The organism is Edaphobacter sp. 4G125 (assembly GCF_014274685.1).
Taxonomy (GTDB): Bacteria; Acidobacteriota; Terriglobia; order Terriglobales; family Acidobacteriaceae; genus Edaphobacter.
In genome coordinates this window covers 3951061-3976641 of sequence record NZ_CP060393.1, presented here as the reverse complement: position 1 = coordinate 3976641, position 25581 = coordinate 3951061, and the positions used below count along the sequence as shown (strand labels likewise).

At 57.1% G+C, this 25581-nt stretch carries 27 protein-coding genes; 13 read left to right on the top strand and 14 right to left on the bottom strand.

Annotated features, from left to right (window positions below; all coding sequences use genetic code 11):
* Nucleotides 1-14 precede the first annotated feature (14 nt).
* Nucleotides 15-1238, bottom strand: a complete 1224-nt coding sequence (locus tag H7846_RS16730; protein WP_186693788.1) for an SGNH/GDSL hydrolase family protein — start codon at nucleotides 1236-1238, stop codon at nucleotides 15-17.
* 191 nt (nucleotides 1239-1429) lie between these two features.
* On the opposite strand from H7846_RS16730, the gene H7846_RS16725 reads away from it, so the two are divergent.
* From H7846_RS16725 to H7846_RS16710, 4 genes are all read left to right on the top strand, one after another.
* Complete coding sequence (locus H7846_RS16725) at nucleotides 1430-2533, top strand: aldose epimerase family protein (RefSeq protein ID WP_370561297.1); 1104 nt, start codon at nucleotides 1430-1432, stop codon at nucleotides 2531-2533.
* A gap of 18 nt (nucleotides 2534-2551) precedes the next feature.
* On the top strand, nucleotides 2552-3265 hold the full coding sequence (locus tag H7846_RS16720; RefSeq protein ID WP_186693786.1) for a CoA transferase subunit A: 714 nt from the start codon (nucleotides 2552-2554) through the stop codon (nucleotides 3263-3265).
* Nucleotides 3262-3918 carry a CoA transferase subunit B gene (locus H7846_RS16715; protein WP_186693784.1) on the top strand — a complete coding sequence of 219 codons (657 nt, stop codon included), beginning with the start codon at nucleotides 3262-3264 and terminating at the stop codon, nucleotides 3916-3918. Before H7846_RS16720 ends, H7846_RS16715 begins: the two co-directional genes overlap by 4 nt.
* A 213-nt stretch (nucleotides 3919-4131) precedes the next feature.
* Nucleotides 4132-5445: a glycerate kinase type-2 family protein gene (locus H7846_RS16710; RefSeq protein WP_186693782.1), complete on the top strand. Its 1314-nt coding sequence runs from the start codon at nucleotides 4132-4134 to the stop codon at nucleotides 5443-5445.
* A 1-nt stretch (nucleotide 5446) separates the two neighbouring features.
* Here the strand turns inward: H7846_RS16710 and H7846_RS16705 are convergent, their stop codons facing one another.
* The gene (locus tag H7846_RS16705; RefSeq protein WP_186693781.1) at nucleotides 5447-7108 is read right to left on the bottom strand and encodes an L-lactate permease; all 1662 of its coding nucleotides are present in this window, start codon (nucleotides 7106-7108) and stop codon (nucleotides 5447-5449) included.
* A gap of 179 nt (nucleotides 7109-7287) precedes the next feature.
* On the opposite strand from H7846_RS16705, the gene H7846_RS16700 reads away from it, so the two are divergent.
* From H7846_RS16700 to H7846_RS16685, 4 genes are read left to right on the top strand one after another with little or no spacing between them, the layout of a single operon-like run.
* Nucleotides 7288-8307, top strand: coding sequence for a glycosyltransferase family 2 protein (locus H7846_RS16700; RefSeq protein WP_186693779.1), 1020 nt, complete (start codon nucleotides 7288-7290; stop codon nucleotides 8305-8307).
* Between the two features lie 54 nt (nucleotides 8308-8361).
* On the top strand, nucleotides 8362-8793 hold the full coding sequence (locus H7846_RS16695) for a hypothetical protein (protein ID WP_186693777.1): 432 nt from the start codon (nucleotides 8362-8364) through the stop codon (nucleotides 8791-8793).
* A gap of 5 nt (nucleotides 8794-8798) precedes the next feature.
* On the top strand, nucleotides 8799-9992 hold the full coding sequence (locus H7846_RS16690; protein WP_186693775.1) for a lactonase family protein: 1194 nt from the start codon (nucleotides 8799-8801) through the stop codon (nucleotides 9990-9992).
* A 2-nt stretch (nucleotides 9993-9994) separates the two neighbouring features.
* On the top strand, nucleotides 9995-10258 hold the full coding sequence (locus H7846_RS16685) for a hypothetical protein (RefSeq protein ID WP_186693773.1): 264 nt from the start codon (nucleotides 9995-9997) through the stop codon (nucleotides 10256-10258).
* 83 nt (nucleotides 10259-10341) lie between these two features.
* Here the strand turns inward: H7846_RS16685 and H7846_RS16680 are convergent, their stop codons facing one another.
* The 6 genes from H7846_RS16680 to H7846_RS16655 form a co-directional block, all read right to left on the bottom strand.
* Nucleotides 10342-11382, bottom strand: a complete 1041-nt coding sequence (locus H7846_RS16680; protein ID WP_186693772.1) for an NAD(P)-dependent alcohol dehydrogenase — start codon at nucleotides 11380-11382, stop codon at nucleotides 10342-10344.
* A 153-nt stretch (nucleotides 11383-11535) separates the two neighbouring features.
* Complete coding sequence (locus tag H7846_RS16675) at nucleotides 11536-12081, bottom strand: adenine phosphoribosyltransferase (RefSeq protein WP_186693770.1); 546 nt, start codon at nucleotides 12079-12081, stop codon at nucleotides 11536-11538.
* A gap of 6 nt (nucleotides 12082-12087) precedes the next feature.
* Entirely contained in the window at nucleotides 12088-12369 is a 282-nt protein-coding gene (locus H7846_RS16670) for an acylphosphatase (protein WP_186693768.1), read from the bottom strand.
* Between the two features lie 94 nt (nucleotides 12370-12463).
* Complete coding sequence (gene efp, locus H7846_RS16665; protein WP_186693766.1) at nucleotides 12464-13024, bottom strand: elongation factor P; 561 nt, start codon at nucleotides 13022-13024, stop codon at nucleotides 12464-12466.
* 124 nt (nucleotides 13025-13148) lie between these two features.
* The gene (locus H7846_RS16660; protein WP_186693764.1) at nucleotides 13149-14159 is read right to left on the bottom strand and encodes a nuclease; all 1011 of its coding nucleotides are present in this window, start codon (nucleotides 14157-14159) and stop codon (nucleotides 13149-13151) included.
* A gap of 108 nt (nucleotides 14160-14267) precedes the next feature.
* Nucleotides 14268-14855: an anthranilate synthase component II gene (locus tag H7846_RS16655; protein ID WP_186693762.1), complete on the bottom strand. Its 588-nt coding sequence runs from the start codon at nucleotides 14853-14855 to the stop codon at nucleotides 14268-14270.
* Between the two features lie 61 nt (nucleotides 14856-14916).
* On the opposite strand from H7846_RS16655, the gene H7846_RS16650 reads away from it, so the two are divergent.
* On the top strand, nucleotides 14917-15789 hold the full coding sequence (locus H7846_RS16650) for a TIM barrel protein (protein ID WP_186693760.1): 873 nt from the start codon (nucleotides 14917-14919) through the stop codon (nucleotides 15787-15789).
* Nucleotides 15790-15867: 78 nt separating this feature from the next.
* Nucleotides 15868-16152: a hypothetical protein gene (locus H7846_RS16645; protein WP_186693758.1), complete on the top strand. Its 285-nt coding sequence runs from the start codon at nucleotides 15868-15870 to the stop codon at nucleotides 16150-16152.
* 70 nt (nucleotides 16153-16222) lie between these two features.
* Here the strand turns inward: H7846_RS16645 and H7846_RS16640 are convergent, their stop codons facing one another.
* Complete coding sequence (locus H7846_RS16640) at nucleotides 16223-17041, bottom strand: hypothetical protein (RefSeq protein WP_255460698.1); 819 nt, start codon at nucleotides 17039-17041, stop codon at nucleotides 16223-16225.
* Nucleotides 17042-17334: 293 nt separating this feature from the next.
* Here H7846_RS16640 and H7846_RS16635 point away from each other — a divergent pair, with 293 nt between their 5' ends.
* Complete coding sequence (locus H7846_RS16635) at nucleotides 17335-17835, top strand: GNAT family N-acetyltransferase (protein ID WP_186693755.1); 501 nt, start codon at nucleotides 17335-17337, stop codon at nucleotides 17833-17835.
* On the opposite strand, the gene trpE is transcribed toward H7846_RS16635, so the two are convergent.
* Nucleotides 17832-19355, bottom strand: a complete 1524-nt coding sequence (trpE, locus tag H7846_RS16630) for an anthranilate synthase component I (protein ID WP_186693753.1) — start codon at nucleotides 19353-19355, stop codon at nucleotides 17832-17834. The genes H7846_RS16635 and trpE overlap by 4 nt on opposite strands.
* Before the next feature lie 294 nt (nucleotides 19356-19649).
* Here trpE and H7846_RS16625 point away from each other — a divergent pair, with 294 nt between their 5' ends.
* Nucleotides 19650-20963 carry a Glu/Leu/Phe/Val family dehydrogenase gene (locus H7846_RS16625; RefSeq protein ID WP_186693751.1) on the top strand — a complete coding sequence of 438 codons (1314 nt, stop codon included), beginning with the start codon at nucleotides 19650-19652 and terminating at the stop codon, nucleotides 20961-20963.
* Nucleotides 20964-21127: 164 nt separating this feature from the next.
* Here H7846_RS16625 and H7846_RS16620 read toward each other — a convergent pair whose 3' ends face one another.
* The gene (locus H7846_RS16620) at nucleotides 21128-21712 is read right to left on the bottom strand and encodes a hypothetical protein (protein WP_186693749.1); all 585 of its coding nucleotides are present in this window, start codon (nucleotides 21710-21712) and stop codon (nucleotides 21128-21130) included.
* A 150-nt stretch (nucleotides 21713-21862) separates the two neighbouring features.
* On the opposite strand from H7846_RS16620, the gene pgsA reads away from it, so the two are divergent.
* Nucleotides 21863-22570, top strand: coding sequence for a CDP-diacylglycerol--glycerol-3-phosphate 3-phosphatidyltransferase (pgsA, locus tag H7846_RS16615; RefSeq protein WP_186693747.1), 708 nt, complete (start codon nucleotides 21863-21865; stop codon nucleotides 22568-22570).
* Between the two features lie 418 nt (nucleotides 22571-22988).
* Here pgsA and H7846_RS16610 read toward each other — a convergent pair whose 3' ends face one another.
* The 3 genes from H7846_RS16610 to H7846_RS16600 all read right to left on the bottom strand — a co-directional run bounded on the left by H7846_RS16610 (nucleotide 22989) and on the right by H7846_RS16600 (nucleotide 25483).
* Complete coding sequence (locus H7846_RS16610) at nucleotides 22989-23183, bottom strand: helix-turn-helix transcriptional regulator (protein ID WP_186693745.1); 195 nt, start codon at nucleotides 23181-23183, stop codon at nucleotides 22989-22991.
* Nucleotides 23180-23584 carry a hypothetical protein gene (locus tag H7846_RS16605; RefSeq protein ID WP_186693744.1) on the bottom strand — a complete coding sequence of 135 codons (405 nt, stop codon included), beginning with the start codon at nucleotides 23582-23584 and terminating at the stop codon, nucleotides 23180-23182. The genes H7846_RS16610 and H7846_RS16605 overlap by 4 nt, the downstream gene beginning before the upstream one ends.
* 363 nt (nucleotides 23585-23947) lie before the next feature.
* Nucleotides 23948-25483 (bottom strand): fumarate hydratase, encoded by a 1536-nt coding sequence (locus H7846_RS16600; protein ID WP_186693742.1) that lies wholly within the window; start codon nucleotides 25481-25483, stop codon nucleotides 23948-23950.
* Nucleotides 25484-25581: the final 98 nt, after the last annotated feature.

Sequence of the window (25581 nt, the reverse complement as noted above, 5' to 3'; positions counted from 1 at the left end):
TTTTGGTGGTTACCCTATTTGGTGAACAGCTTCAGGTCGATCGAGTCTCCCATGGCTTTATAACCTGCGTCGCTGGGATGCAGATGGTCGCCTCCGTCGGCCGTAGAGGAGAAGACAGCCGGGTTTGCCGGGTCCTGAGTAGCCTTATCGAAGTCGACGAAGCCGTCGAGGACATTCGTCGTGCGGATCCACTGGTTGACCGCCTGGCGCATCGCTTCGCCTGCTGGGGAGGCGTACTTTGCGCCGACATACGGCGTTAGCGTGGCTCCATAAACCTTGATGCCGTGGGTATGGGCGCGGGCGGCGAGTTGACTGATTCCCTGGATCAGGTCGTCGGCAGAGACGACATCATAGGGCTTGACTGGATCTTGTGCATGGCCGATGTCGTTAATGCTCTCCAGAATGATGAGGTACTTGACGCCGGCCTGCGCGAGGACGTCGCGGTCAAAGCGTGCCAGCGCGCTGGGGCCGGCGACGTCGTGAAGCACACGATTGCCGCCGATGCCTTCATTCAGGACGCCGAGGCTACGCAGCTTTTTGTCGGCCTGCAGACGCTTGGCCAGCACGTCGGGCCAGCGCTGGTTGGTATTCGGAGTGCTGCGAGCGCCGTCGGTAATGCTGTCGCCAAAAGCGACGATGGCGCCGCTCTTGTCCTCGACGCGGACGTCGATGCCTTTGAGGAAGAACCAACTTTTGATCTCCTCAGGGTTGTCGAGGGATCTTGCTCCGGAGACGTCACCTGCCGCCGTGTAGCTGGTCTGGTCGGCGAAGCTGTGATAGCTGACCTGAGTGATGGGCTGAGCAGGCACGACGAAGCTCACGGCCACATCGGAAAGCGCGGGGAGCTTCAGGGCTGCCGGATCGCTGACGGCGAGAGCTCCGGCAGGAATCGTAATTGATGTGCGTCCGCCGAAGGTGATGGGGCGCGCCGTAGTGGTATCGATCTCGCTGTCTTTTGTGCGCAGGGCGATATAGGCGGCGTTGATGGTCAGGGGCGTAAGGCCGAACTCGTTGGTGAGGATAATCCGGGAGGTGTTCCCGCCGATCGAAATGTGCACGATCTCGCGATAGGTGGTTTCGGCGGCCCCAAATTTTTCGTCGTGGTTCGGAAGGCCCATGGGGGCAGTGGCCCAGGTGCCGACCCAATGGTCGGGTGCGGCGGCGGAGGAGGGGGTGGTCGATAGGGTGAGAGCAAGCAGGGGTGCGGCGAGGCAAAGAAACTTCTTGTGCAGATTCATGGCCTTCCTTGCGGGAAAATTTTGACGACCCCATGCTATCGCGATTTTTCATGCCCGCCGTGCGAAATTTATGTGCGGCCAGGCACAGAACTTCTGTGATGGCGGCCGGTGCAGTATATTGGCGAGGGTTGAAGGAAGAGATCATTTGAGGGTATGAGTACTCTCCGATCAAGGAAATGAGGAACCGCAGAATGACGATGCGATGGCTAACGGTTATGCTGCTTAGCATGACAACTGCGATGGCTGCACATGGATCGGTAACGAAGGCTTCGTTTGGCACCACGCCGGATGGCACGGCTGTGGACGTTTATACGCTGAAGAGCGACACAGTCGAGGCGCGCATTACGAACTATGGCGCACGTATTGTGTCGATCAAGACGGCTGATAAGAATGGCAAAGTTGCCGACGTCGTGTTGGGATACGACACGCTGGCAGGCTATCTGGCGGATACGGCCTACTTTGGTGCGGTGGTTGGCCGTTATGGGAACCGCATCGCACACGGTGAATTCAAACTGGACGGCAAGACCTACCACCTGCCAATCAACAACGGTGGAAATTCGTTGCACGGCGGAACGACAGGATTCGACAAGCATGTTTGGAAGGCGCGCGAGGTTCCTGAGGGTGTGGAACTGACTCTGGTCAGCAAAGATGGTGATCAGGGATATCCCGGCACGCTGACGGCGCATGTGCGTTATACCCTGCATCACAACGCGCTGCGGATCGATTACAGCGCCTCGACCGATAAGGATACGGTGGTCAACCTGACGAACCATTCCTACTTCAATCTGGGCGGGATCGGCAGCGGGACGATTCTGAATGACGAGATCATGATCGCCGCTGACAAGTACACGCCAGCGGATGTAGGTTTGATTCCCACTGGAGAACTTGCTCCAGTCGAGGGGACGCCGATGGATTTTCGTAAGGCCACCGTAATCGGCAAGAGAATCCATGACAACTTCGAACAGTTGAAGATCGCCGGTGGGTATGACCAGAACTGGGTGCTTCGCGGATCGAACGGTGAGATCAAGACAGCGGCTCGTGTGCATGATCCGGTAAGCGGTCGCGTCCTGACGGTAACGACGACCGAGCCGGGCGTGCAGTTCTACACGGGGAACTTTCTGGATGGCACATTGCATGGGCCGGGAGGGGTGGCCTACGGGAAGAACACGGGGCTCTGCCTGGAGACGCAGCATTTTCCGGATTCCCCGAATCATCCTTCGTTCCCGACCACGGAGCTGAAGCCAGGGCAGTCACGGCACAGCACGACGACCTTCACCTTCTCGACGGAGAAATAAACAGCACAGGCGGAAGCGATGAACAAGGTGATTGGCTCGGCGGATGCAGCGGTCGCGGATATCGCGGCCGGATCGACGATCATGCTTGGCGGCTTCGGCCTGTGCGGAATTCCCGAGAATCTGATCGCCGCCCTGGTCAGGCGGCGTATTGCAGGACTGAACACGATCAGTAACAACATGGGCGTGGACGGTTTCGGCATGGGGCTGATGCTTGAAGCCGGAATGATCGCATCGCACATCGGCAGCTATGTCGGTGAGAATCGCAGACTGGAACAGCTCGTTCTGAAGGGAGAGTTGAAGCTGACTCTGGTTCCGCAAGGAACGCTGGCCGAGCGCATTCGTGCAGGCGGTGCAGGTATCCCCGCGTTCTATACCCCGACCGGATTGGGAACCATCGTTGCCGACGGCAAAGAGACGCGTGAGATCAACGGCCGCACCTATGTGCTGGAGACAGCCTTGCACGCTGATGTCGCGCTGGTAAAGGCGTGGAAGGGTGATCGGATGGGGAACCTGATCTATCGCAAGACGACAAGAAACTTCAATCACGTGATGGCGACTGCGGCCAAGATGACAATCGCTGAAGTGGAAGAACTGGTCGAACCCGGAGAGCTTGATCCGGATCTCATCGTGACTCCCGGGATCTACGTGAAACGAATCGTTGTCGGAGAGCGATACCTCAAGCCCATCGAATCGCAGTTCATCAAAGAGCATGTGGCGGGAGGTACGGTATGAACGCCAAAGAAAAGATTGCCCGCAGAATTGCGCGTGAGGTGAAAGATGGCTTCTATGTAAATCTCGGCATCGGCCTGCCGACGATGATCGCGTCCTATCTTCCTGACGGAATCGATGTAGTTTTTCAGTCGGAGAACGGCATGTTGGGCGTGGGGCCTCCACCCGCCGAGGGCAAGGCCGATCCTGACCTGATCAATGCTGGCAAGCAGACGGTGACCGAACTGGCAGGATGCTCCTACTTCGGCAGCGACGAATCATTTGCGATGATTCGCGGCGGACACATGGATATGAGCGTGCTCGGTGCGATGCAGGTGGACGAAAAAGGGGATCTTGCAAACTGGATGATTCCCGGCAAGATGGTGAAGGGAATGGGCGGCGCGATGGATCTGGTGGCCGGAGCGCGTCGAGTCATCGTTGCAATGGAGCACCAGACGAAAGAGGGAGAGTCTCGCATCCTGAAGCAATGTACCTTGCCCCTGACGGGAACCGGCGTAGTGCATGATATCGTTACGGAGCTGGCTTGGATCAAGGTGACTCACGAGGGGCTTGTTCTGGCTGAAATCGCCGAGGGTATCAGCCCAACCGAGGTGCAGGCACGTACGGAAGCGAAGCTAAGCATAGCGCCGAATCTGATTTCTATGGACGTGTCATAGTGGTCAACATGTTTCTGCCGCTTTCCTGTGAGTGAAGTTATCGTTTTATTAAGGGCATGGCTTTAGCCATGCCGTAGCGGATTAGAGGTGTGAAAGGGGCTTTAGCCCCTGAGGGTAGGGAATGGCCTCAGCGGCTAAAGCCGCTTTGAGCGTCGGATAATTACGGCACGGCTTTAGCCGTGCCCTTAACTCGAATGGAAGTTTGAATCAGCAATGCAAGATGTACGTCATGAGATTCTCAAGATCGCACAATACGCCCTGGATACTTCGCGGGTAGAGCGGGCAATTCCGGAACGAATTCATTTTACCGATGGACTCATGCAGGTAGATGGTTCTTCTTGTTGTCTGCGAGAGTTTGAGCGCTGTGTTGTGATAGCGATGGGAAAGGCAGCGGATCCCATGGTCACATCGTTCCTTGCATGCAGCGGCGAAGAGGTAAAGCGTTTTGAAGGAATCATCGTCGCTCCTGATCCGGTCACGCTTCCCTCAGAGAAGTTCATTGCTTTTCACGCAGGTCATCCAACTCCAAACGCCGGTTCAGTTCAGGCCGCCGAAGCCATTCTTGAGAAGTTAAAGCCTCTTACGGAACGCGATCTGGTGGTCTTCCTCATCAGCGGTGGCGGTTCGTCGCTGGTGGAACAGTTCCTCGATCCGAAAACGTCGCTCGAAACCATCGCCGCAACCCACAAAGCGCTGGTGGAGAGTGGCGCGCCGATTACGGCGATCAACGCGATACGGAAGCACCTTTCGGCCGTCAAGGGAGGAAGACTGGCTGCTGCCGCCGCTCCTGCGAAGCAGCTAACGATCGCAGTCTCCGATGTGCCTGCGGGAAGGCTGGATGCCTTGTCCTCCGGCCCGACGACTCCCGACGAGAGCACGCTTGCGGATGTTTATGCTGCTGTGGACCGCTATGGCTTGATGAATCGTCTTCCGGCCAGTGTTGCTGCTCAGTTTGCAGAACGTTCACTCGTGGAGACACCGAAGCCAGGGGATGCTGTTTTTGCGCGCTCGCGCTGGTCAATTCTGTTGGACAGTACATCGCTCGAAGCTGCTGCGGGGAAGCGGGCGGCAGAGCTTGGCTGGCATGTGGCGGTCGACAATACCTGCGACGACTGGGATGCAAAAGACGCGGCTCGCTATCTCGTCGATCGTCTGCGGGAGTTGCGCCGAACACAGCAGCGCGTCTGCTTACTCTCCGCCGGCGAGGTCACAGTTACAGTTCCGCATGGAGCGAATGGCTCTGGCGGCAGAAATCAGCATTTTGTCCTGGAGACGAGCCGTTTGATCGTCAACGACGAGATCGCTGTGCTCAGCATGGGAAGCGATGGCGTCGATGGCAACAGTCCCGCCGCTGGAGGAATCGCGGATGGAACGACGATGGATCGCGCAGTGCGGCAGGGCTACTCGGTTGAGCAGGCTCTGGCCGCGTTCGATAGCTATCCGTTGTTAATGCGTCTGGAAGACGCAATCGTTACAGGTCCAACAGGAAATAATCTGCGCGATCTGCGTGTGTTGCTTGCGCCATAACTCAACGCAGCACAAGGTTCGTAATAACAGGGACAGAGGTATAGAGCAGCACCACAAGTCCCGCCAGGCAGGCCAGCGCAAAACTGTGCAGGATGACGAAGCGTAGCAGCGTGCCTTCTTTTCCGTAGTGATCGGTGGCCGTCGTCGCAACCACGATGCTCTGCGGAGCGATCATCTTGCCCATCACTCCGCCAGCCGTATTTGCCGCTGCCATGATGAAGGCCGAGATGCCCAGCTGCTGTGCCGTGAGCTTCTGGAGGCTTCCAAAGAGGACGTTCGATGATGTATCGGAACCTGTAGAGGCCGTGCCAACCCAACCGATCAGGGTTCCAAAGAAGGGATAGAGTTTGCCGGTGCGCGCAAAGGCGAGGCCCAGGGTGGCGTCCATGCCGGCATAGCGCGTGACGAAACCGAGCGCCATCAGGGCTGCGATTGTGATGAAGGTGAAGCGCATGGAGACGAAGGTCTCCACGCATGTCTGTGCCATGACGCGAGGACGAAGCCGCATCGCAAAGCCTGCGATGATCGCCGCGATAAAGATCCCTGTTCCGGTTGCCGAAAGCCAGTTGAAGTTGAAGATCGCGGGCTCGGCGGCAGCAGTAGGTACAGCCGGTGGCATGCGCAGTACAGCCTGATGAAGTCCGGGGATCATGAAATGCACGCTGGTGGTGGAGTCCAGCCACTGCGACCACTTCGGCAATCCCCAGAAGATCAGGCAAAGCGTGAGGATGGCCCAGGGCTGAATGGCATTCCAGATTGCTCCTCTTTGCCGTTCTTCTGAACCGCGGGAGATGGGCGAGACGGCCTCAAGCGCAGGACTGAGGACCCGCTTTGGTCTCCACACGCGAAACAGCAGCAACAGCGCAAAGATGGTGAAGCCAGAGGACAGAATATCGACCAGCCATGGGCCATGCAGCGTTGCAACCAGAAGCATGGTGAGCCCATAGGTTGCCCCCGCAACCAGGATTGCGGGCCAGACCTCAAGCATCCCGGCAAAGCCTGCATAGGCGCAGATCAGCCAGAAAGGAACCAGCAGGCAGAAAGGAGCGATGATGCGGGCGGCTACGCGCGACAGCAGAAGCGTATCCAGTCCGGTAATTCCGTGCAGGGCGACCAGGGGGATACCGAGCCCACCAAATGCAACCGGAGCCGTGTTGGCCAGCAGAGAAAGCCCAGCGGCCTGGAGTGGAGGGAATCCAAGTCCGATCAAAATAGTTCCGCAGATGGCGACCGGAGTCCCGAACCCTGCTGAGCCTTCAAAAAAAGCTCCAAAGGCAAAGGCGATTAGCAGTAGCTGCAGTCGGCTGTCCTGTGTAACGCCCACCATGCTCTGTTGCAGCAGCGTAAAACTTCCAGAACGGTGAGTGAGCTGATAGAGAAACAGGACCGGGAAGACGATCCATGCAATCGGAAATAACCCGTACGCGGTTCCGTAGATGGCAGCCAGCAAGCTTAGGTGCAAGGGGAGATGGAAGATCGCGATTGCAACGACGAGGGCGGTGGCCAGTCCAGCAAGCGCCGCAAGGTGTCCTTTAACGCGGAATACGCCCATTGTGACTAGCAGAACGCAGAGAGGCAAAGCGGCCCATGCTGCAGAGAGCAGCCAGTGGTGCGCAGGGTCGTAGTTCTGCGCCCATCGAGGAGCATCGAGAAAGGCGCACACGAATACATTGCCGCCAAAGGCTGGAATGGAGAGAGAAGAAAGGATGCATGCCCCCAATGCAAAAAACTAGAGTGGGGAACAGTATGGTCGATTGATTCAACCGATGTAAATACTGATAAATATAAAGAGACTTGGACCGACTTCTGATGTCCGCAAATTGGCATCTTAAAAGAGCGTAGATGGAATACACCAATTCATGGGGATCGCAGGGAAGTGCTCCCCTGGTCCTGATCGTTCTGCTGAACTGGAACAGCGCGGATGAGACCATCGCCGCGGTCGCCTCTGTGCGCGGCATGGATTATCCGAACTTCCGGATCCTCATTGTTGATAATGCCTCTGCGGATGACTCCGTGCTTCGCCTGAAGCAGTTGGCTGCAGACGGTGTAGAACTTTTGGAATCTCCCATTAATACGGGTTATACCGGCGGCTGCAACCTGGGGATGAAGCGCGCTCTGGAAATGGACGCGAAGTACATCTGGCTTCTGAATAACGATGCCATCGTTCCGCCGCATACACTCTCCTCTCTCGTCGCCCTGGCGGAGACGGACTCTTCCATCGGTTTGGTCACTCCACGGATCGCAGCGCTCGATGAAGACCGGCTGACCTTCGCCGGAGGAGTGATTTCTACGAAGAAAGGGCTCTATAACGAGACGCACGATCCATCGGAGGCTTCTGAATGGAACACGAAGTATCCCGATGCGGGCCTCGTAATCGGCACCGCGATGTTGGTCCGCACCGACCTGGTGCAGAAGATCGGGATGCTGGACACGGCCTTCTTCGCTTACTTCGAAGACATCGACTATTCAGCACGCAGCGCGAATGCGGGGTTCAGGAACGTCGTCGATTCTGCCTCAACCGTGCGGCACCTGGAAAAGAACCGCAATACCAGGCCGCTCGAGATCAAGCCGCACTACTGGTACTACATGGCCCGAAACGAGAGCCGTTTCTGGAGGAAACACCGCGGCCTGCTCGGCAGTATGCGATTGGCCTGGTATAGCTTTCATGGGTTTTTGCGTCACTGGAATCGTCTGGGCGCAAAGTCCGAGAGCCAGGACGCGATTCTGGCCGGTCTGTGGGACGGGTGGTGGGATCGCGGAGGCCCCTATCACCCTGGGGTCGGGATGCCGTCACTTCCCGCAGCTATTGTCCGTTCCTATAGCCGTCGCAGGGTTTTGCAGCCTCCCGGGGCGCGAGGATGAGTCCGAAAATCGCGCAGCCCACGCCAGGCCAGCCCCTTGGGATAAAATTCAGCCATGTACGAAGATTTCAAGGTGAAGGACCGCTGGACCGGCGAGGAGCTTCACTGCGCCTGGAATGGAACTATCGTCGCTATTGCGACGCGCCATGCGGACGCGACCGACATCCGTTTTTCGGTTAACGGCCGTACCGTCTGGATCGCTTTGCCCAACGCAGCTTGGGTCGAACAGAAGCGCAGGACGGGCCATGTAATCACGGATTATCTGGCCGCCCAGGTCGCTGGCCGATACCTCAAACAGGCCATCGAGTCTGGCTACGATAACGGTCGCGAGATGTATACCATGACGGTCGATGAGGTCCTCGAACTCGCCGATCAGGTCGTCCGCGAAGCAGGACACACTACCAACCTGCCCAGCCTTCCCGTGATCAACGAAAATATCCGGGCCGAAGATGAGATGGGAATTCATCTTCCCGGAGAGCCTGCTTAGCAGTCATGATTACTCGTCGCCGGTTTTTCCTGCTTCTTCCGGCCTATACGGCATCGGCGCAATCGCTTTTCCGCAAGAAGCAGCTTGCTCCCCCTCCTCCTACTCGTGTCTTCGTGGGAACCGATACGGCGAAGGGCGTCAGCAAAGGTATCTATCACTGCACATTTAACAGCGTGACAGGGCAGCTTACAGTTCCTGTCCTCGTAGCCCGGACCCTGCGGCCGTCCTATCTCGCGCTTTCGCCATTGCGGACCGGACGCCGGTCACTCTACGCGGTCAATGCTGTTCCGGATCCCTCTGCCACGGTTACAACCTTCGATCTCGATCCCAGAACCGGGGTACTGACAGAAAAGAGCAAGGTGACCTCTGCAGGTGCGGGCCCAGCCTACATCTCCGTGGACTCTACCGGTCACGCCGCCTTTGTCGCCAACTACTTTGGCGGCACCATTGCTTCATACAAGATCCAGCCTGATGGAACCCTCTCGCAGCCGGTCGACACCTTCGATTACAAAGAAGCTCGTTTTGGGCATCATGGCCCAGTACCCGGACGCCAGGACACCACGCATCCTCACTCCGTCATGGTCTCGCCCGATGATCGCTTTCTTCTGGTCAATGATCTCGGCAATGATGCCCTCTCGGTCTTCCATATCGACCGCATGACAGCGAAGCTCACACCTGCGGAGCCTCTTCTGACAACGCTTCGGCCGGGCTCCGGGCCGCGCCACATCGCCTTCCATCCCAATGGTCGCTGGATCTACCTGGTCAACGAACTCGACTCTACGCTCGATCATCTGCTGTGGACCACAACTCATTCGAGTGCGCATCCCCAGGGGCTTCTGGTCAACACCAACACGACCGTTAAGACCATCGCTCCCGATTTCCCGGTGGCGAAGAATACGGCCTCCGAGGTGATGATCTCCCCCGATGGCAACTTCCTCTACGCCTCGAACCGTGGAGAAGATACCCTGGTCGTCTTTTCCATTGCGGATGATGGTTCGCTCAAGGAGATTCAGCGCATCTCGTGTGGAGGCAAAACGCCACGTCATTTCACCTTCGACCCCACCTTTCGCTGGATTCTCTGCGGCAATCAGGACTCTGCCTCAATCACCATCTTTCGGCGCGACGAAGGCACCGGCAAGCTGATGGGGCCGCTCCAGAGCGCTCCGGTCGACTCTCCGTTGTTCCTTCTTTTTGCCTGAATATGTTTGCTCGTCGGCTCCGCATCGAACGCATCGATTCCGCCGGCGCAGCACATCCGTGTCCCATTCGCTGGATCGATAGCTTTGCCATGCGAAACTTCACCAACGATGCCATCTTCGACGACACTCTTCCGATCGCAGATGGCTTGTTGGAAGCCGGGTATCGCGTTCCGCTCGATCGGTTGGAGGCGGGTATGCAGGACTGGTTCCGCCGTAAAAACTACATCGGGCCCGAAGAGCGCATCTGCGTCTCCGAGCCCGCATAGTTTTGGGGGTGTCATTTCGAGCGAAGTCCCGAAGGAACGAAGTCGAGAAATCCCTGCATTTGCTTTGAGCAACTCTACACGATTTACAAGGTCTTCAGATCCAGCACAAACCGGTACTTCACATCGCTCTTCAGCACGCGCTCCCAGGCCTCATTCACCTTCGGGAAGCTCGTCATCTCGATATCCGAGACGATGTTGTGCTTGCCGCAGAAGTCCAGCATCTCCTGCGTCTCGCGGATACCGCCGATCATCGAGCCTGAAAGGTTCTTTCTGCCTAGCACCGAGAATGCCGACACCGAAGCAGGCTTCTCCGGAGCTCCTACCAGGCACAGCGTCCCGTCGCGCTTCAGCAAGGAAAGATAAGTGTTGAGATCATGATCGGCCGAGACGCAGTCGAGGATGAAGTCAAAGGTTCCGGCGTGCTTGGCTGCCCAGCCCTCTGCCTTGGTCAGGATCACCTCGTCAGCTCCGAGCTTTTTTGCATCCTCGATCTTCGAAGCCGAAGTGGTGAACAGAACTGTCTTCGCGCCAAACGCATGCGAAAACTTCAAGCCCATATGACCGAGTCCGCCCAGGCCAACGATGCCAACTTTTTTGCCGGGACCCGCGTTCCAGTGCTTCAAAGGAGAATAAGTCGTAATTCCAGCACACAGCAGCGGAGCGGTGGCGGCAGGATCGAGATTCTTCGGAACGGAGAGCACAAAACCCTCCTCCACAACGATGTGGTTGCCGTAACCACCCCAGGTAAGGTTGCCGTCCTTGCCGCGGGAATTGTAGGTGTAGACGGTTTGGCCGCGCTCGCAGTACTGCTGCTCGCTGTCTTTGCAGGAAGCACATTCGCCACAGGAGTCCACCATGCAGCCCACGCCCACCAGGTCACCTACCTTGAACTTCGTCACCTTCGAGCCCACCCGGGCTACTGTTCCAATCACCTCATGGCCTGGAACCATCGGATAGAGCGAATTACCCCACTCATTCCGCGCCTGATGAATATCCGAGTGACAGATTCCGCAGAATTGCACATCGATCGACACATCATGGTCACCCGGTTCACGGTGCTCGTAGGCAAAAGGAGCCAGAGGAGTTGTCGCCGCCTGAGCAGCGTATCCCTTAGTTGCAATCATTGAAGTCTCTCCGTTTCTTTACAGTGGATATCCATTGGATGTGAACTCGAATGTAGGCGAACTTGCAGATTACGCCAATCTCGTATGCAAATTACGCCTGTAAAAATAAAAGAGGGTGAAGATCACCCTCCGGATTTAGAATCGCGGCGTCCTCTACTCGCTGTAGTGCAGCAGGCTGAAGACGTCGTACTCCGGGAATTTCTCGCGGCCCTTTAGGAAATCCAGCTCGACAGCAAATCCCAAACCCACAATCTCGCCGCCCATCTGACGCACCAGCTGCACGGTCGCCTGCATCGTTCCGCCAGTCGCCAGCAAGTCGTCTACGATGACAACGCGCTGGCCAGGCTGGATGGCATCCAGATGAATCTCCAGCGAGTCGGTGCCGTACTCCAGGTCATAGCTCACGCGGGCTGTTTTTGCGGGCAGTTTCTTCGGTTTCCGCACGGGGACGAAGCCTGCGTTCAAACGATAGGCCAGCGCCGGCCCAAAGATAAAGCCTCTGGCCTCGATGCCAAGCACCAGATCGACCTCGCGGCCAATGTAGTAGGCGGCGAACGCATCGATCAGCTGCGCGAACCCAGTCTTGTCCTTCAGTAGCGTGGTGATGTCATAGAACAGGATTCCCGGCTTGGGGAAGTCCGGCACCGTTCGTACAAGAGCCTTCAGCGGCTCACAATTAATCTGAGTTGGTTTCAGCATTCTTTCTTACCAGGCTCCTTCAATCACAAATGGACCGAGCTTTTCATCTTCACTCTCGTCCAGCTCCTGCTCGATCACGGCATCTACACGGCTGCCACGCGATCCCTTCTTAATGGCGCTCTTTAACTCGTCCAGAACCTCCGGATCGCCCGAGGCTACAACTTCTACATGGCCCTCGTCCGTATTCCGAACCCAACCCCGCAAGCCGAGTTCTGCGGCCTCGCGATGGACGAACCAGCGGAAACCTACGCCCTGCACCCGGCCTTTGACGAGAAAATAGCGAACCATCGAGCCTTCAGTTTCGCAGAGCGCTCCTGATGCTTGCAAGGGAACAAAACAAAAGGACAGAGCAAGCTCTGTCCTTTTGTTTATCGAAACAATTTTATGCGCGGCTCATGTAAGCGCCTTCGGCCGTATCCACGCGAATCTTCTCGCCTTCGTTGATGAACGGGGGGACCTGAACGACAAGGCCGGTCTCAAGCTTCGCAGGCTTCGTCACTGAAGATGCAGTAGCCGACTTGATGCCCGGCTCCGTCTCGACGACGGTCATTTCGACCACTTGCGGCAGTTCGATACCGACGGCCTTGCCATCGTGGAAGCTGACCGCGATGGTCAGGTTCGGCAGCAGGTAATCGACGGCATCGCCCAGTGTCTCGCGCTTCAGGTGCGTCTGCTCGAAGGTCTCCATGTCCATGAAGTAGTAGTCGTCCCCGTCGTTGTACAGAAACTCCATCTTCACTTCATCTACAACCACACGGTCAATCGGGTCGGGCGAGCGGAAGCGCTCCACAAACATGGCGCCTGTACGGATGTTACGCAGCTTCGCCTGAATAAAGGCGCGGAGATTGCCCGGCGTTCGGTGCTCCACCGAAAACACGAGGTGGAGATCGTCTTTGAACTTGATAATCATGCCCGGGCGCATCTGCGTTGCGGGAATCGACATAGAAAAACCCCTGATCCTGGCTGGTATTCAGCTATTTTGAGAGTTTGGCCGGCGGAGGCGCCAGCCCTGGCGTCCGATCATCCGAACCTTGTCTATTGTATCGCAGCGGTTCTGCGAACTTGCTTCAATGGCCTCCGAACAACCTCTTGAAGAACCGTCCAATGGAATGAAACACATCGCTCGGAGGCGGCGCAGGGGCTGGTGGCGGGGCCTGAGCCTTTGCAGTCGCGGTCGAAGCAGAAGCATCCTCAGGTGTTGTGGTTGGAGTCGTAGCAACATTCGACGCCGGGGCAGAAGTTCCCGAAGCTACAGGCACCGTTGTCGAGCCTCCGCTTGAACCGCCATCACCTGTGTTCGCGCTGCCGGCTTCGCCGCCGTAGCTCATCGTGGTCGAGATCTGCGCATGGACTGTGCCTGCTGGAGCCTGTGGCGGGCCGCTCGTCGGAGCCAACCCTGCGCTGACTGCTGCGGGGAAGGGGTGTTGTTCGGCAGCTGTCTTTGCGGCTACGGTACTTCCGGGTGCGGCTGGAGTCGCCCCTGTCACGCCGGCATCGGCGACGGAGACCACCGGCGCAGCCGGACATCCGCAGGGTTCGCGCTCATTGTCGACGACCTCTTTCAGGCTCCCATGCTCAAACAGTACGTGCTGCCCCGCCTTGACCTCGTAACTTGACTCGCCAAACTGGTCAGTAACAGCAAGGGCCGGGGCTCCCGCGCCGCGATTCTCCACGCAGGTATCGCCATTACGCGCCACTCGTAGACTCAGGTCCAGCGGCCCTGCTGCCTTCATCGAGAATCGCAGGTCTGGAGTCATAACTACATCGCTCGCTGTGGCATGGGTTGCGATCTCAATCGCACCGCGGTCCAGAGACATCATCAGGGGAACATCTCCAGCTCCCTTGCCCGCTGCCAGATGTAGTCCGCTGGTCGAACATACCCGTATCGTGCCGCCGCGCTGAAGCGTCACCTCGGCTGTGTGATCTCGCGCTGTAACCGTCGAGGCTCCTAACAGTCTGGCGCGGCCATTGGAAACCTCCAGCGCGCCTGAGACCGTCGCATCCTGTACCCCAACTGAGCCGATCTGCTGTGCAATTCCGTAGGCGCCACCAGAGAGTAGCAAGCAAACTGTCGCCACACTCGCACATACACAGAGGGGCGTCATTCTGACTCTGAGCGAGCAGGGCGAGTCGAAGAGGAAGAATCCCTGTATTTTGCCTTTGCTTTGAGTCACTCTCGTTGCCGGTCACATCTTCAGAAAATTTGCGATGATCTCTTTGCCATGCGAGGTCAGCACGCTCTCGGGGTGAAACTGTACGCCCTCGATGGGAAGCTCGCGATGCCGCAGCCCCATAATCGTCTCTTCGCCTGTCTTCGGATCGATGGTGCGGGCCGAAACTTCCAGCTCTTTTGGCAGGCCTTTCGGGCTCACGATCAACGAATGGTAGCGCGTGCAGGTCATCGTCTTCGGAATACCCCGGAAGATGGTGCGGCCGTCGTGTTCCACCTCGCTCGTCTTGCCGTGCATCAGCTTGGGTGCGCGAATGACCTCTCCCCCAAACGTTGCGCCGATGGCCTGATGTCCAAGGCATACCCCTAGAATCGGCACGGCCTTTTTGGCATTGGCGAAGTGACGGATCAGTTCCATGCTGATGCCTGCATCCTGTGGTGTGCAGGGTCCGGGTGAGATCAGGATGTGGTCAGGCCCAAGCGCCTCCACCTCCTCCGGCGTCAGCTCGTCGTTGCGTTTAACGACCATCTCGGCGCCCAGCTCACCCATGTACTGCACCAGGTTGTAGGTAAACGAATCGTAATTATCCAGAACGAAGACCATGGCTATTACGATTCTAGCTCCTGTACGCCGGGCGCTGGGCCTTGTACCATGATCTGCGGTTATGGCAAATCGACGCACTTTCCTCAAATCAGGCTTGGCAGCAACAGTTTTGACTGCAACATCGTCCCTTGCTGAGCAGACGAACACCCCCCAGCAACCCTCGCCCATACAACGCAAAGGACGTATCCAGCAATCTGTCTCCCGCTGGTGCTACAAAGAGCTTACCCTCGATCAGCTCTGCACCTATGGCGCTCAGATAGGGTTGAAAGGCATCGACCTGCTGGATATCAAAGACTGGGACGTGCCGTGTCGTTACGGTCTGCTCTGCACGATGGGCTACGCTGGCGGAGGAACGATTCCAGATGCTCTCAACCGCACGGAGAACCATGCGGCGATTGAAGAAGCCTTCCGTAAAAACATCCCCCTCGCAGCCAAGGCCGGTGTCCCAAACGTCATCACGTTCTCCGGGAACCGACGCGGCATGTCAGATGAAGAGGGAGCCCGCAACACCATCGCGGGACTGAACCGGTTGAAGAAGATCGCCGAAGATAACGGCGTGACCATCTGCCTTGAGTTGCTCAACAGCAAACGCAATCACAAGGACTATATGGCAGACCACACGGCCTGGGGCGCGCATGTCATGCGAGAAGTCAATTCGCCGCGAGTGAAACTGCTCTACGACATCTACCACATGCAGATCATGGAAGGTGACCTGATCGCCACCATCCGCGAGAACATCGATGTTCTTGGTCATTTCCACACGGGAGGTGTTCCCGGCCGGAATGAAATCGACGATACACAGGAGATCTACTACCCGGCACTGATGAAAGCTCTTGTCGATCTCAAATTCTCCGGCTATGTCGCTCACGAGTTTGTTCCGAAGCGCGACCCTCTGACCTCGTTGAGGCAGGCAGTTGATCTTTGCGATGTATAGAAGTTTTCGGTAATGGATCTTTGCGGGCAAACGTGAGCAGCTCATCGGCGTCTTATAGAACGATTGGAGAGTATTTAAATGCAATTCGACTTCAGTCGTTGGAAGCACTTCACGGCGATGGCCATCATCGGCGACGGCATTATGGGAGTCATCAATCCGCGCCGTGATGCCCGTGCTTGGGAGTACGGTCCTAAGCCATGGCAGAACCTGATGCAGTCGCTTGAGGATCGTCCAAACCTTACCCGAGCCCTTTCGGCTGTCCAGGTCGTCGGTGGAATTCTATGGGTCTTGCACTCCAGCAAGAGTGAGACGGCTGCAAAGGCCCCAATAAAGATCGAGGACTCTTCCCGCCGCATAGCCTAGCAATCAGCTTTGCGATGGAATTTGTCCTCGATCTTGTTGGCTTTCCTTGAACTACACGACAGTACGGTGGTTATTGCACGTCGCTGACCTTGCCGTTATTAAAAACGATCTTCATGTCGGGATACTTGAAGATCTTTTTTGCGCCCAAATCGATAATCTGTTGGGGCTCACCCATAATTGCAGTCACCTGTTCGGGTGTTTGCCCCAATGTAATGGTTGGTGCGCTGGCTGGAGCAGCACCGGCTGGCGCCCCAGCTGGTGGCGGGGCGAATGCGCTGCTTGGTGTTCCTACCGGAGCTCCCGTGGTTGCGGAAACGGCGCAGTGCGGTTCGCACGAACGGGTCACGACACCAGCGTCATGCGTCCGCTCTTGGTCGGCAGGGTTCACTGACAGAACGGCCCCGATCAATTTTTCCGCATCGTCTACGGACATCGTCGAGAGGGAACCTTTAGGAACTTTGAAAGCCAGGGTCGTCGAATATCGCTTCGGGGTCTGATACGAGCTGTAGGTGCCGCCGAATCGAGCCAGGATGGCGTCACTTGTCAGGATGGTGATCTTAAGAGAATCCTCCTGAGCTGAGGTGCCGCTGTTGATCTTAGTGATATAGACCTTCTGCCCAGGCTGCAGAATCTGGAGATTGTTGCTCTTCAGAAAGCCGAGCCCCTTGGAACGTTGTTTCACCTGTCCGTCGACCACGGGGTTCTCGAAAGTGATCATCGTGGGATAAGGCTCGGCGTTGATTCCGTCGGCCTCGATCGTCAGCACGGTTCCGGGGTTCGCGACTACGCCCTGTGCATTGATCTCTGAAAGGCGATATTTATGTTTCAATCCTTCAACCAGAGAATCCTGCCCAAAGGCAAAGGGTGCCAGGCTAATAGAAAGAACCATGGCAGAAAGAATTCCAAAGGTAACCCTACAGATATACGACTGGTGTTTTCGCACTCAATGCCTCCAGTAAGTTGAATCAGATTCCGTGGACCATGCAGGGGTCGACTCCTGCCCATCCTGCTTTCGAGATGGGGCTCGATGAAACCTTTTGCATTATATAGAGATGCGCGTACGCTCTCTTTGCTAACCCCTGACCCAGGGCGAGATAGGGCTATTCGTAAAAGAATTTTTTGTGCCTGCAACTCCAGTAAAATCCATGTCTTCTCTACGCCGACTGGCTTAAACTCAGCTTCATGACGGAGCTTGTTCCCATCACCTCATTGCTGGTTGAGGATTACAAGACTGTGCGCCTACGGGCCCTGCAGGATACGCCGTTAGCTTTTGGAAGTACCTATGCTCGCGAATCTCAGATGGCAGACGAAGAGTGGCTGATTCGTGTAACGCGCCTTACCAACGGGCGCGATATCGGCTTCCTTGCCCGTTCTAATGGCAGCTACGCGGGGCTTGCCCTCTGCCTTGCCGATGAAAGCGATCCAGAGAAGGGCCAGGTTGTCTCTATGTGGGTCGCCCCGGAGGCACGCAGACTTGGTGTTGGACGCCAACTGATCGAGAAGATTGCAGTATGGGCCGCTGACAAGGGCATCAAGACACTACTGCTCATGGTGACCAGCGTGAATGACTCCGCTGTCGAGTTCTACCGAAGCATTGGATTTGTAATGACAGGGAAGACAGAGCCGTACCCCAATGATCCGAAGATCATGGAGTACGAAATGGCTCGCGAGATTGGCCGCTAGCCTCGCGCCTTCTCAATCGCTCTCACCACCGCCTGAGCCTTATTCCGTGTTTCCTCGAACTCTTTCTCTGGCACCGAGTCTGCAACCAGCCCTGCGCCTGCCTGAATATGCCCGTGTGGCCCATTCATATACAGTGTGCGGATCGCGATGCACGAATCCAGATTGCCGTTGAAGTCTGCATACAGCACGCTGCCGCCATAAACGCCGCGCCGCGCCGGTTCCAGCTCCTCGATGATCTCCATCGCCCTCACCTTAGGAGCGCCACTCAGTGTCCCGGCAGGGAAGCAGGCGCGGAAGGCATCGATCGGCCCCAGGTCCCCGCGCAATGTGCCCTCCAGTTTGCTCACCAGGTGCATCACATGGCTGTACCGCTCCACGAACATCAGGTCCTTCACCTTCACCGACCCAAACTCGCTCACGCGGCCAACATCATTGCGGCCCAGGTCGACCAGCATGATGTGCTCTGCGCGTTCTTTTTCGTCGCTGCGAAGCTCCTCTTCGATTCTGCGGTCTTCCACTTCATCCGCGCTGCGGTGGCGCGTACCTGCAATCGGCCTGTATTCCACATCGTGACCATGCACCCGCACCAGAAGCTCTGGCGATGAGCCCACAATATGATGCGTCGTCTCTTTGGTGGAACCCTTCTTACCTGCCTTACTCTCCAACCCAAATCGCAGGAAATACATATACGGCGACGGATTCACAATTCTGAGCGCGCGATAAACCTCAAACGCATCCACTCCGGGCTCGCAGTCGAACCGCTGCGAAAGCACGCACTGGAAGACATCTCCTGCAGCGATGTACTCCTTCGTCTTTTCGACAGCTTTCAGGAACGTCGCTTTCGGTGTGCGTGAAGTCAGCTTCAGCTTGCCCGTCAGCTTCTTCTTCTTGAGCGAGGGAAGCGAGCTTGCCAGTCGTTTCTCAAGCTTGTTCAGCCTGCGAACTGCGCGTCCATAAGCTCCCTCGCGTTTTTCGCGAGTCAGGTCGGCCGTCACCATCAGGTGAATCTCTTTTTTTACGTGGTCGAAGGCCAGCACCTGGTCGAAGAACATCAGGCAGGCGTCAGGAACCCCAAGCTCATCCTTGGCCGTCGAAGGCAGCTTCTCGATCTGCCGCACCACGTCATAGGCAAAGAACCCCACGGCTCCGGCGGTAAAAGGAGGAAGCCCCGCCAGTTTTGCCGGCTTATGTCCTCCCAGCGCCTGCTTCAGCTCCTCGAAGATGTCGCCCGTAAACTTCCTCTCACGCTTGCCCTCACGCACCGTAAGCTCCGTACCGCGAGCAACAATCTTCTTGTACGGTTCAATCCCGATAAAGGTGTACCGCCCCACATGCTCGCCACCCTCGACGGATTCCAGCAGAAACGCCTCCGGCTCTTCCGCTGCAATCCTCAAAAACGCCGAAACGGGGGTCTCCAGGTCGGCAGCTATGGTCCGATAGACCGGGACCAGAGTATGTGAGCGGCAGAGCCGTAGAAAGTCGCTCTCTGAGGGCAGGGAATTTGCGGCGGAAACAGGCATAGTTGCCTCCATCATACCCGGGCAACGTATGTCTCTGACATTAAGGGCACGGCTTTAGCCGTGCCGAATATTGCTAAAAGAAGAAGGGGCTTCAGCCCCTGAGGTACTCTTTCAAACGGCCATGACGATCACTCCATTGCTTGCCTGATCCATAGCAAACGTGGTACGCCCGCCTGTTTCGTCGCATTGCCACGGCTGTTTGCGCGTCCTATACTCCGGAGGGTTTGGCCACAGACCGGCTTGGTCAAAGTTGTATGCTGCTTTTCGTCGGATTTTCATTCAAGGGAGAGAACGATGGCCGGAGAATCGCTGATCCCAGCAACGGAACAAAAGGAAGTAACCATGCAAACTCTCACGCTCGAGCAGGAGACCAACCCCTGGGAGGCCCAGGCTGCTCGGTTCGACTTCGCCGCCAAAAAACTCAACCTGGACCAGGGACTCTGGAAGGTCCTTCGTCAGCCCACCCGCGAGCTCATTGTCCATATTCCCGTCAGCATGGACGACGGCTCGGTCGAAGTCTTCACCGGTTACCGTGTTCAGCACTCCGTCGCCCGGGGACCCGGCAAGGGCGGCATCCGTTATGCTCCCGACGTTTCCCTCGACGAAGTCCGCGCCCTTGCCTCCTGGATGACCTGGAAGTGTGCCGTTGTCAACATTCCCTTCGGCGGGGCCAAGGGGGGAGTCATCTGCGACCCCAAGAAGCTCTCTCAGGGCGAGCTCGAGCGCATCACACGCCGCTACACCGCCGAGCTGATTGAATTCCTCGGCCCCGAAAAAGACGTCCCCGCACCCGACATGGGCACCGACGAGCAAACCATGGCTTGGATCATGGACACCTACTCCATGCACATGCGTCAGACCGTTAACGCGGTTGTCACCGGAAAACCCGTCAATCTTGGCGGCTCTCGCGGACGCACCGCCGCCACTGGCCGCGGCCTCTCGGTTGTCTGCGACGAGGCTCTTAAGGCGCTCAACATGCCCGTTGAAGGATGCCGCGTCATCGTGCAGGGTTTTGGTAACGTCGGTTCCAACGCTGCTCGCCTACTGGCCGAGAGGGGATACACCATCATCGGTATCGCCGAATATGACGGCGGCCTCTTCAATCCCAAAGGCATCGATATCCCCGCGCTTCTCGAGCATCGCAAGCAGGCTCGCACGATCACTGGTTTCAAAGGAGCCGAAGCTGTCGATCCGCACGAGCTGCTGACCTATTCCTGCGAGATTCTTCTTCCCGCAGCCACGGAAAATGTCATCACCAGTCGCAACGCCGACCGGCTCCGTTGCAAGATCCTCTGCGAAGGTGCGAACGGCCCCACCACCCCCATCGCCGACGATATCCTTGCCGACAAGAAGGTCTTCATCATTCCCGACATTCTTGCCAATGCTGGCGGTGTCACTACCAGCTATTTCGAGTGGGTCCAGGACCGCATGGGCTACTTCTGGACCGAGGCCGAGGTCAACCAGCGTCTCGACCACATTATGTCCACCAGCTTCAGCGATGTGATGACCTATGCCGCCAATCACAACGTCAACAACCGCATCGCAGCGTACATGCTCGCCATCGATCGCGTGGCTTACACGACGCGCCAGCGTGGCATCTACGCGTAGTTGTTAAGGGGATCGACAAATTTCGATCCCCTTGAAATGTGTCATCCTGAGCGAAGCGTCCTGAAGGACGCGCGTAGTCGAGGATCTGCGGTTCGTCTCGTGTGTGCCATTCGAGCTGGGATTCTTCAAACGTGATCCTGCAACCAACACCTGGCAACGAACAACTACGGAGTCACCACCAGCTTCACCTTCTGCGAAACCTGCGCACCGCCCGCATTGCCGACGACCGTAACGATGTAGTCTCCCGGCAGCGTCCCCAGGTCCGTGCAGTTCCCAAAGCTGCATCCGGCCATTGAACTTATCGCCAACGCTGCACACACAACCGCAAGCAGCCCCTTCCAGCGGCGTTTCCTCGAAACAGCGAACAGCAGCAGACCCACTCCCGGCAGTGCTGCGCTCTTCGTCGGAACTCCATATGGAGTCGCTGCTTCACAGTCTCTTGGGGCTGAGGTGCTGATCCTCAAAATCGCGGCCACCTCATCGTCAGTTGTTCCTGGAATGTACTGGCAGGCCGCTTCTTTCGGTAGACCAACGCAGTTCAGACGGAAGGTCTTCGCCAAAATGCTGCTGCCATAGATCGTTACGGGAATGTTAATCGCATCGCCTGCTGCTACCGTAACCGTTCCTGTTCCAACCGCTAGATCTTCGGTCTTTACTCGGTTCGTGTCGCTGCTGTCCTGCGCCATCAGGGCAGTAGCTATCAAAAGCAAAGATGCGTAGATCGCCAGAAACCATATGCGAAATGCCATTGTGCTTTCTATATCGGCGCGTCAGATAAAAGGAACAGTCGTCGAGGTCCAGCTTTTCCTCTGTGGTCTGCCGATCCAATGCCCACTATGGCAGAATGGTGTCATTGGCTGCCCTGCACGACCCCGCCAGCGCGTCTAAGGTACTGAGCGATGAATCTACCGAACTCCATCACGATGAGCCGGATTGCAGCCATCCCACTGCTCATCTGGATTCTCTCGCCAGCCTTCCCTCTTCAGGGACATGGTCAGATCGGTCTGCGCGGCGGAGAGCAGGAGGTTATCGCCTCGCTCCTCTTCATCGCGGCTGCCATCACCGACGGCCTGGATGGATACCTGGCCCGGAAGAATGGCCAGATCACCACCATGGGGATGCTCCTCGATCCCCTGGCCGACAAGCTCCTGGTCTCTGCCGCCTACATTGTGCTGGTGGCTTATAACCCACGCATCGTTCCACCCTGGATCGCCGTCGTCGTCATCGGTCGAGAGTTTCTCGTCTCCGGCCTGCGCTCGATTGCTGCCACCGAGGGCTTCACCATCGAGGCCTCCGAGATTGGCAAGCTTAAGACAGTCATCCAGGTCGTCTCTGTGGTCGCCGCGATTCTCGCCCACCGTTGGGACTACTGGCTCTGGTTCCCCAACTTCCACGGCGGCTTCGTCATTGGCGTGCACTTTATCGCGATCACGGCCATTTACTGGATGACGATTGTCTCCATCATCTCCGCAGTCGACTACTTCGTCGGTTTCTGGAAGAAGATCGACCACGCCTCAGAGCGGGCCCGTACGCGCCGTCGCGTCGTGCTCAGCCGCAAGGCAAAGCCTTCTCAGCCCAGCCCCGAACATCCCTCCCGCATCTCGTAGTTCGCTAGTCTGTGGACTGATTGACATGAACGTTATACGTGAGGGAATCCTCCTTGTCCGTCATTCTAAGGACTGAGATATGAGCGAAGCTCAGAACGAAGGACGAAGAATCCCCTGCATTTCCAAGTGTCATTTCGACCAAAGGCCCATAGGGCCGAAGTGGAGAAATTCCCCGCATTTCGTCCTTAAAATTCAAATCGGGTGCCCATACAGGGAGTACATCGTCGCCGGGTGGTCCATTCATGCGGGTTCATCGCATGAGTGGGTATTCGCACAAGCGCGAACCGTAGCGCTTAAGGGCACGGCTTCAGCCGTGCCATATCGATCGCAATAAGAAAGCGGCTTCAGCCGCTGAGGTACGTCTCTTTCGAACTAATCGCAATAGGGTGCTCTCAAGCAACTACGGAGTTCTAGAAGTTTATGCTTCATCATTGAAGATGGTTTCGATGGTGGTGTTGAAGAGGCGCGCTAGTTTGAAAGCCAGAGGAAGCGAAGGGTCGTATTTTCCGGTTTCGATGGCGTTGATGGACTGGCGGGAGACCTCGAGCTTCTGGGCGAGGTCTGCCTGGGACCAGTTGCGTTCGGCGCGAAGGATACGGAGTCGGTTCTTCATCGGTACCTCAGGCGAATGATGGCCCCGGAGATTGCCATGAAGATCCAGAAGAAAAGGTAGGAGTAGAAGGGGGAGAGATGGGGCGCATGGGCGAAGTCTTCGAGCGCACCGCAGATGGTGCTGAAGGCGAGCGCTCCGCTCAGTCCCCAGAGTACGGATTTGACGATGATGAAACGCTCAAACTCGTCCGTCTCCTCTGCGATATAGAGGCCGACGATGGCTAGTGAGCCGACCATCGGCAATACCGGGAGCATGGCGAGGAGATACATCATGAGTCCAGTGGGATGAAGATGTTGGAACGCCCATTTCGTGAAGAAAACAAAGGCGACATTGACAACCATCGCAGAGACGAGGCGAAAGAGATAGCGACGCGTCGCGCGGGATATGAGTGTGTAGGCCATGACGTGTTTCCTTTCCATTTAGACAAGTTAACTTTACATAACAACGAAGCAATGTCAAGCTAGCTTGTCCTCGCTTTGGAAAGTCTGGACTTTGTCCAGTTTTGTTTGAGAAGCGTCTGCTATCCGTTGAAGTGGCAGAAAGTGCGGCTCGAACTGCTGTCAAGTACTATGCGAACATAAGCCACATAAAAACAATAAGATGTCTATTGCAGATTCACCCTCTGGTCCCCGCTAAAATAGAAATAGATAGAAAACGCCTCGGATCATCCGAGGCGTTTGGCTTTTCTACCTGCATTCAAACCGAAGTCCAAAGCTAAGTGTCATTTTTGGAATACTTTGCGCGAAAAAGTACGGGGGAGGGGGCTACTGGAGGATCGGCACTCCGCCCAGCGCGCCCGCGATTCTGGCTTTCCACTCCTCCGGCCCGGTCTGGTGGACGCTGGTCCCCTTGGAGTCCACCGCAACCGTCACCGGCATATCGACCACCTCGAACTCGTAGATTGCCTCCATGCCAAGGTCACCGAAGGCCAGCAGCTTGGAGCTGCGGATCGCCTTCGAGACCAGGTAGGCGGCTCCGCCTACGGCCATCAGGTACACGGCCTCGAACTCGCGAATGGCATCGATCGCCACCGGTCCGCGCTCGGCCTTGCCGACCATGCCTAGCAACCCGGTTTCGGACAGCATCTGGCGAGTGAACTTGTCCATGCGAGTAGCCGTTGTGGGACCAGCCGGGCCGACTGCCTCGTCGCGCACAGCATCCACCGGACCGACGTAGTAGATAAAGCGGTTCTTGAAGTCGACCGGGAGCTTCTCGCCCTTGTTCAGCATGTCGGTCATGCGCTTGTGCGCGGCGTCGCGGCCCGTCAGCAGCTTGCCGTTCAGCAACAAGACCTCGCCCGGCTTCCATGTCTTCACCTCGTCGTGAGTGACGGTGTCCAGATTAACGCGCCGGGCCTTCGAGGTGTCGTAGGTCAGCTCCGGCCAGCTCTCGAGCGACGGCGGCTCCAGCGCCACCGGCCCTGAGCCATCCAGATGGAAATGCACATGCCGCGTCGCCGCACAGTTCGGAATCATCGCAATCGGCAGGTTGGCTGCGTGCGTCGGATAGTCCTTGATCTTGATGTCGAGCACCGTCGTAAGACCACCAAGCCCCTGGGCTCCAATGCCGAGCTGATTGATCTTGTTGTAGAGCTCGATACGCAGCTCTTCGAGCTTGTTCTGCGGCCCCCTGGCGATCAGCTCCTGCATGTCGATGGGGTCCATCAACGACTCCTTCGCCATTACCATCGCTTTCTCCGCTGTTCCTCCGATGCCGATGCCGAGCATTCCCGGAGGACACCATCCCGCGCCCATCGTCGGCACGGTCTTCAGCACCCAATCGACGATCGAGTCCGATGGGTTGAGCATGGCGAACTTCGACTTCGCCTCCGAGCCGCCGCCCTTGGCCGCGACCGTTACATCGACGTTGCCGCCCTCGACCATCTCGACCGAGACGACCGCCGGAGTGTTGTCGCCTGTATTCTTACGCGAAAACGCCGGATCGGCCAGAATGCTGGCGCGGAGCTTGTTGTCCGGCAGCATGTAAGCGCGCCGCACACCTTCATCGACCATCTGCTGCACGGTCATCAGCGGCTTGCCGTCGTTGTCCCAGCGCGTTTCCATCCCCAGCTTGATGAAAGCGGTGACGATCCCGGTGTCCTGGCAGACGGGCCGATGCCCCTCGGCGCACATGCGCGAGTTGATCAGGATCTGCGCCATCGCATCCTTGGCTGCCGGAGACTGCTCCAGCTCGTAGGCGCGAGTCAGGTTGGTGATGAAGTCCTCAGGGTGGTAGTAGCTGATGTACTGCAAAGCGTCCGCGACGGACTGAATGAAATCGGCTTGCTTAATAGTGGCCATGACACCCTCATTCTAGGGGTTGCAAAGCACGATTGTCGCCGGACAGTGGCTCCGATGAGCGGTTATCGAATGTTCTCGATTTTCCTGGAGATGTATGT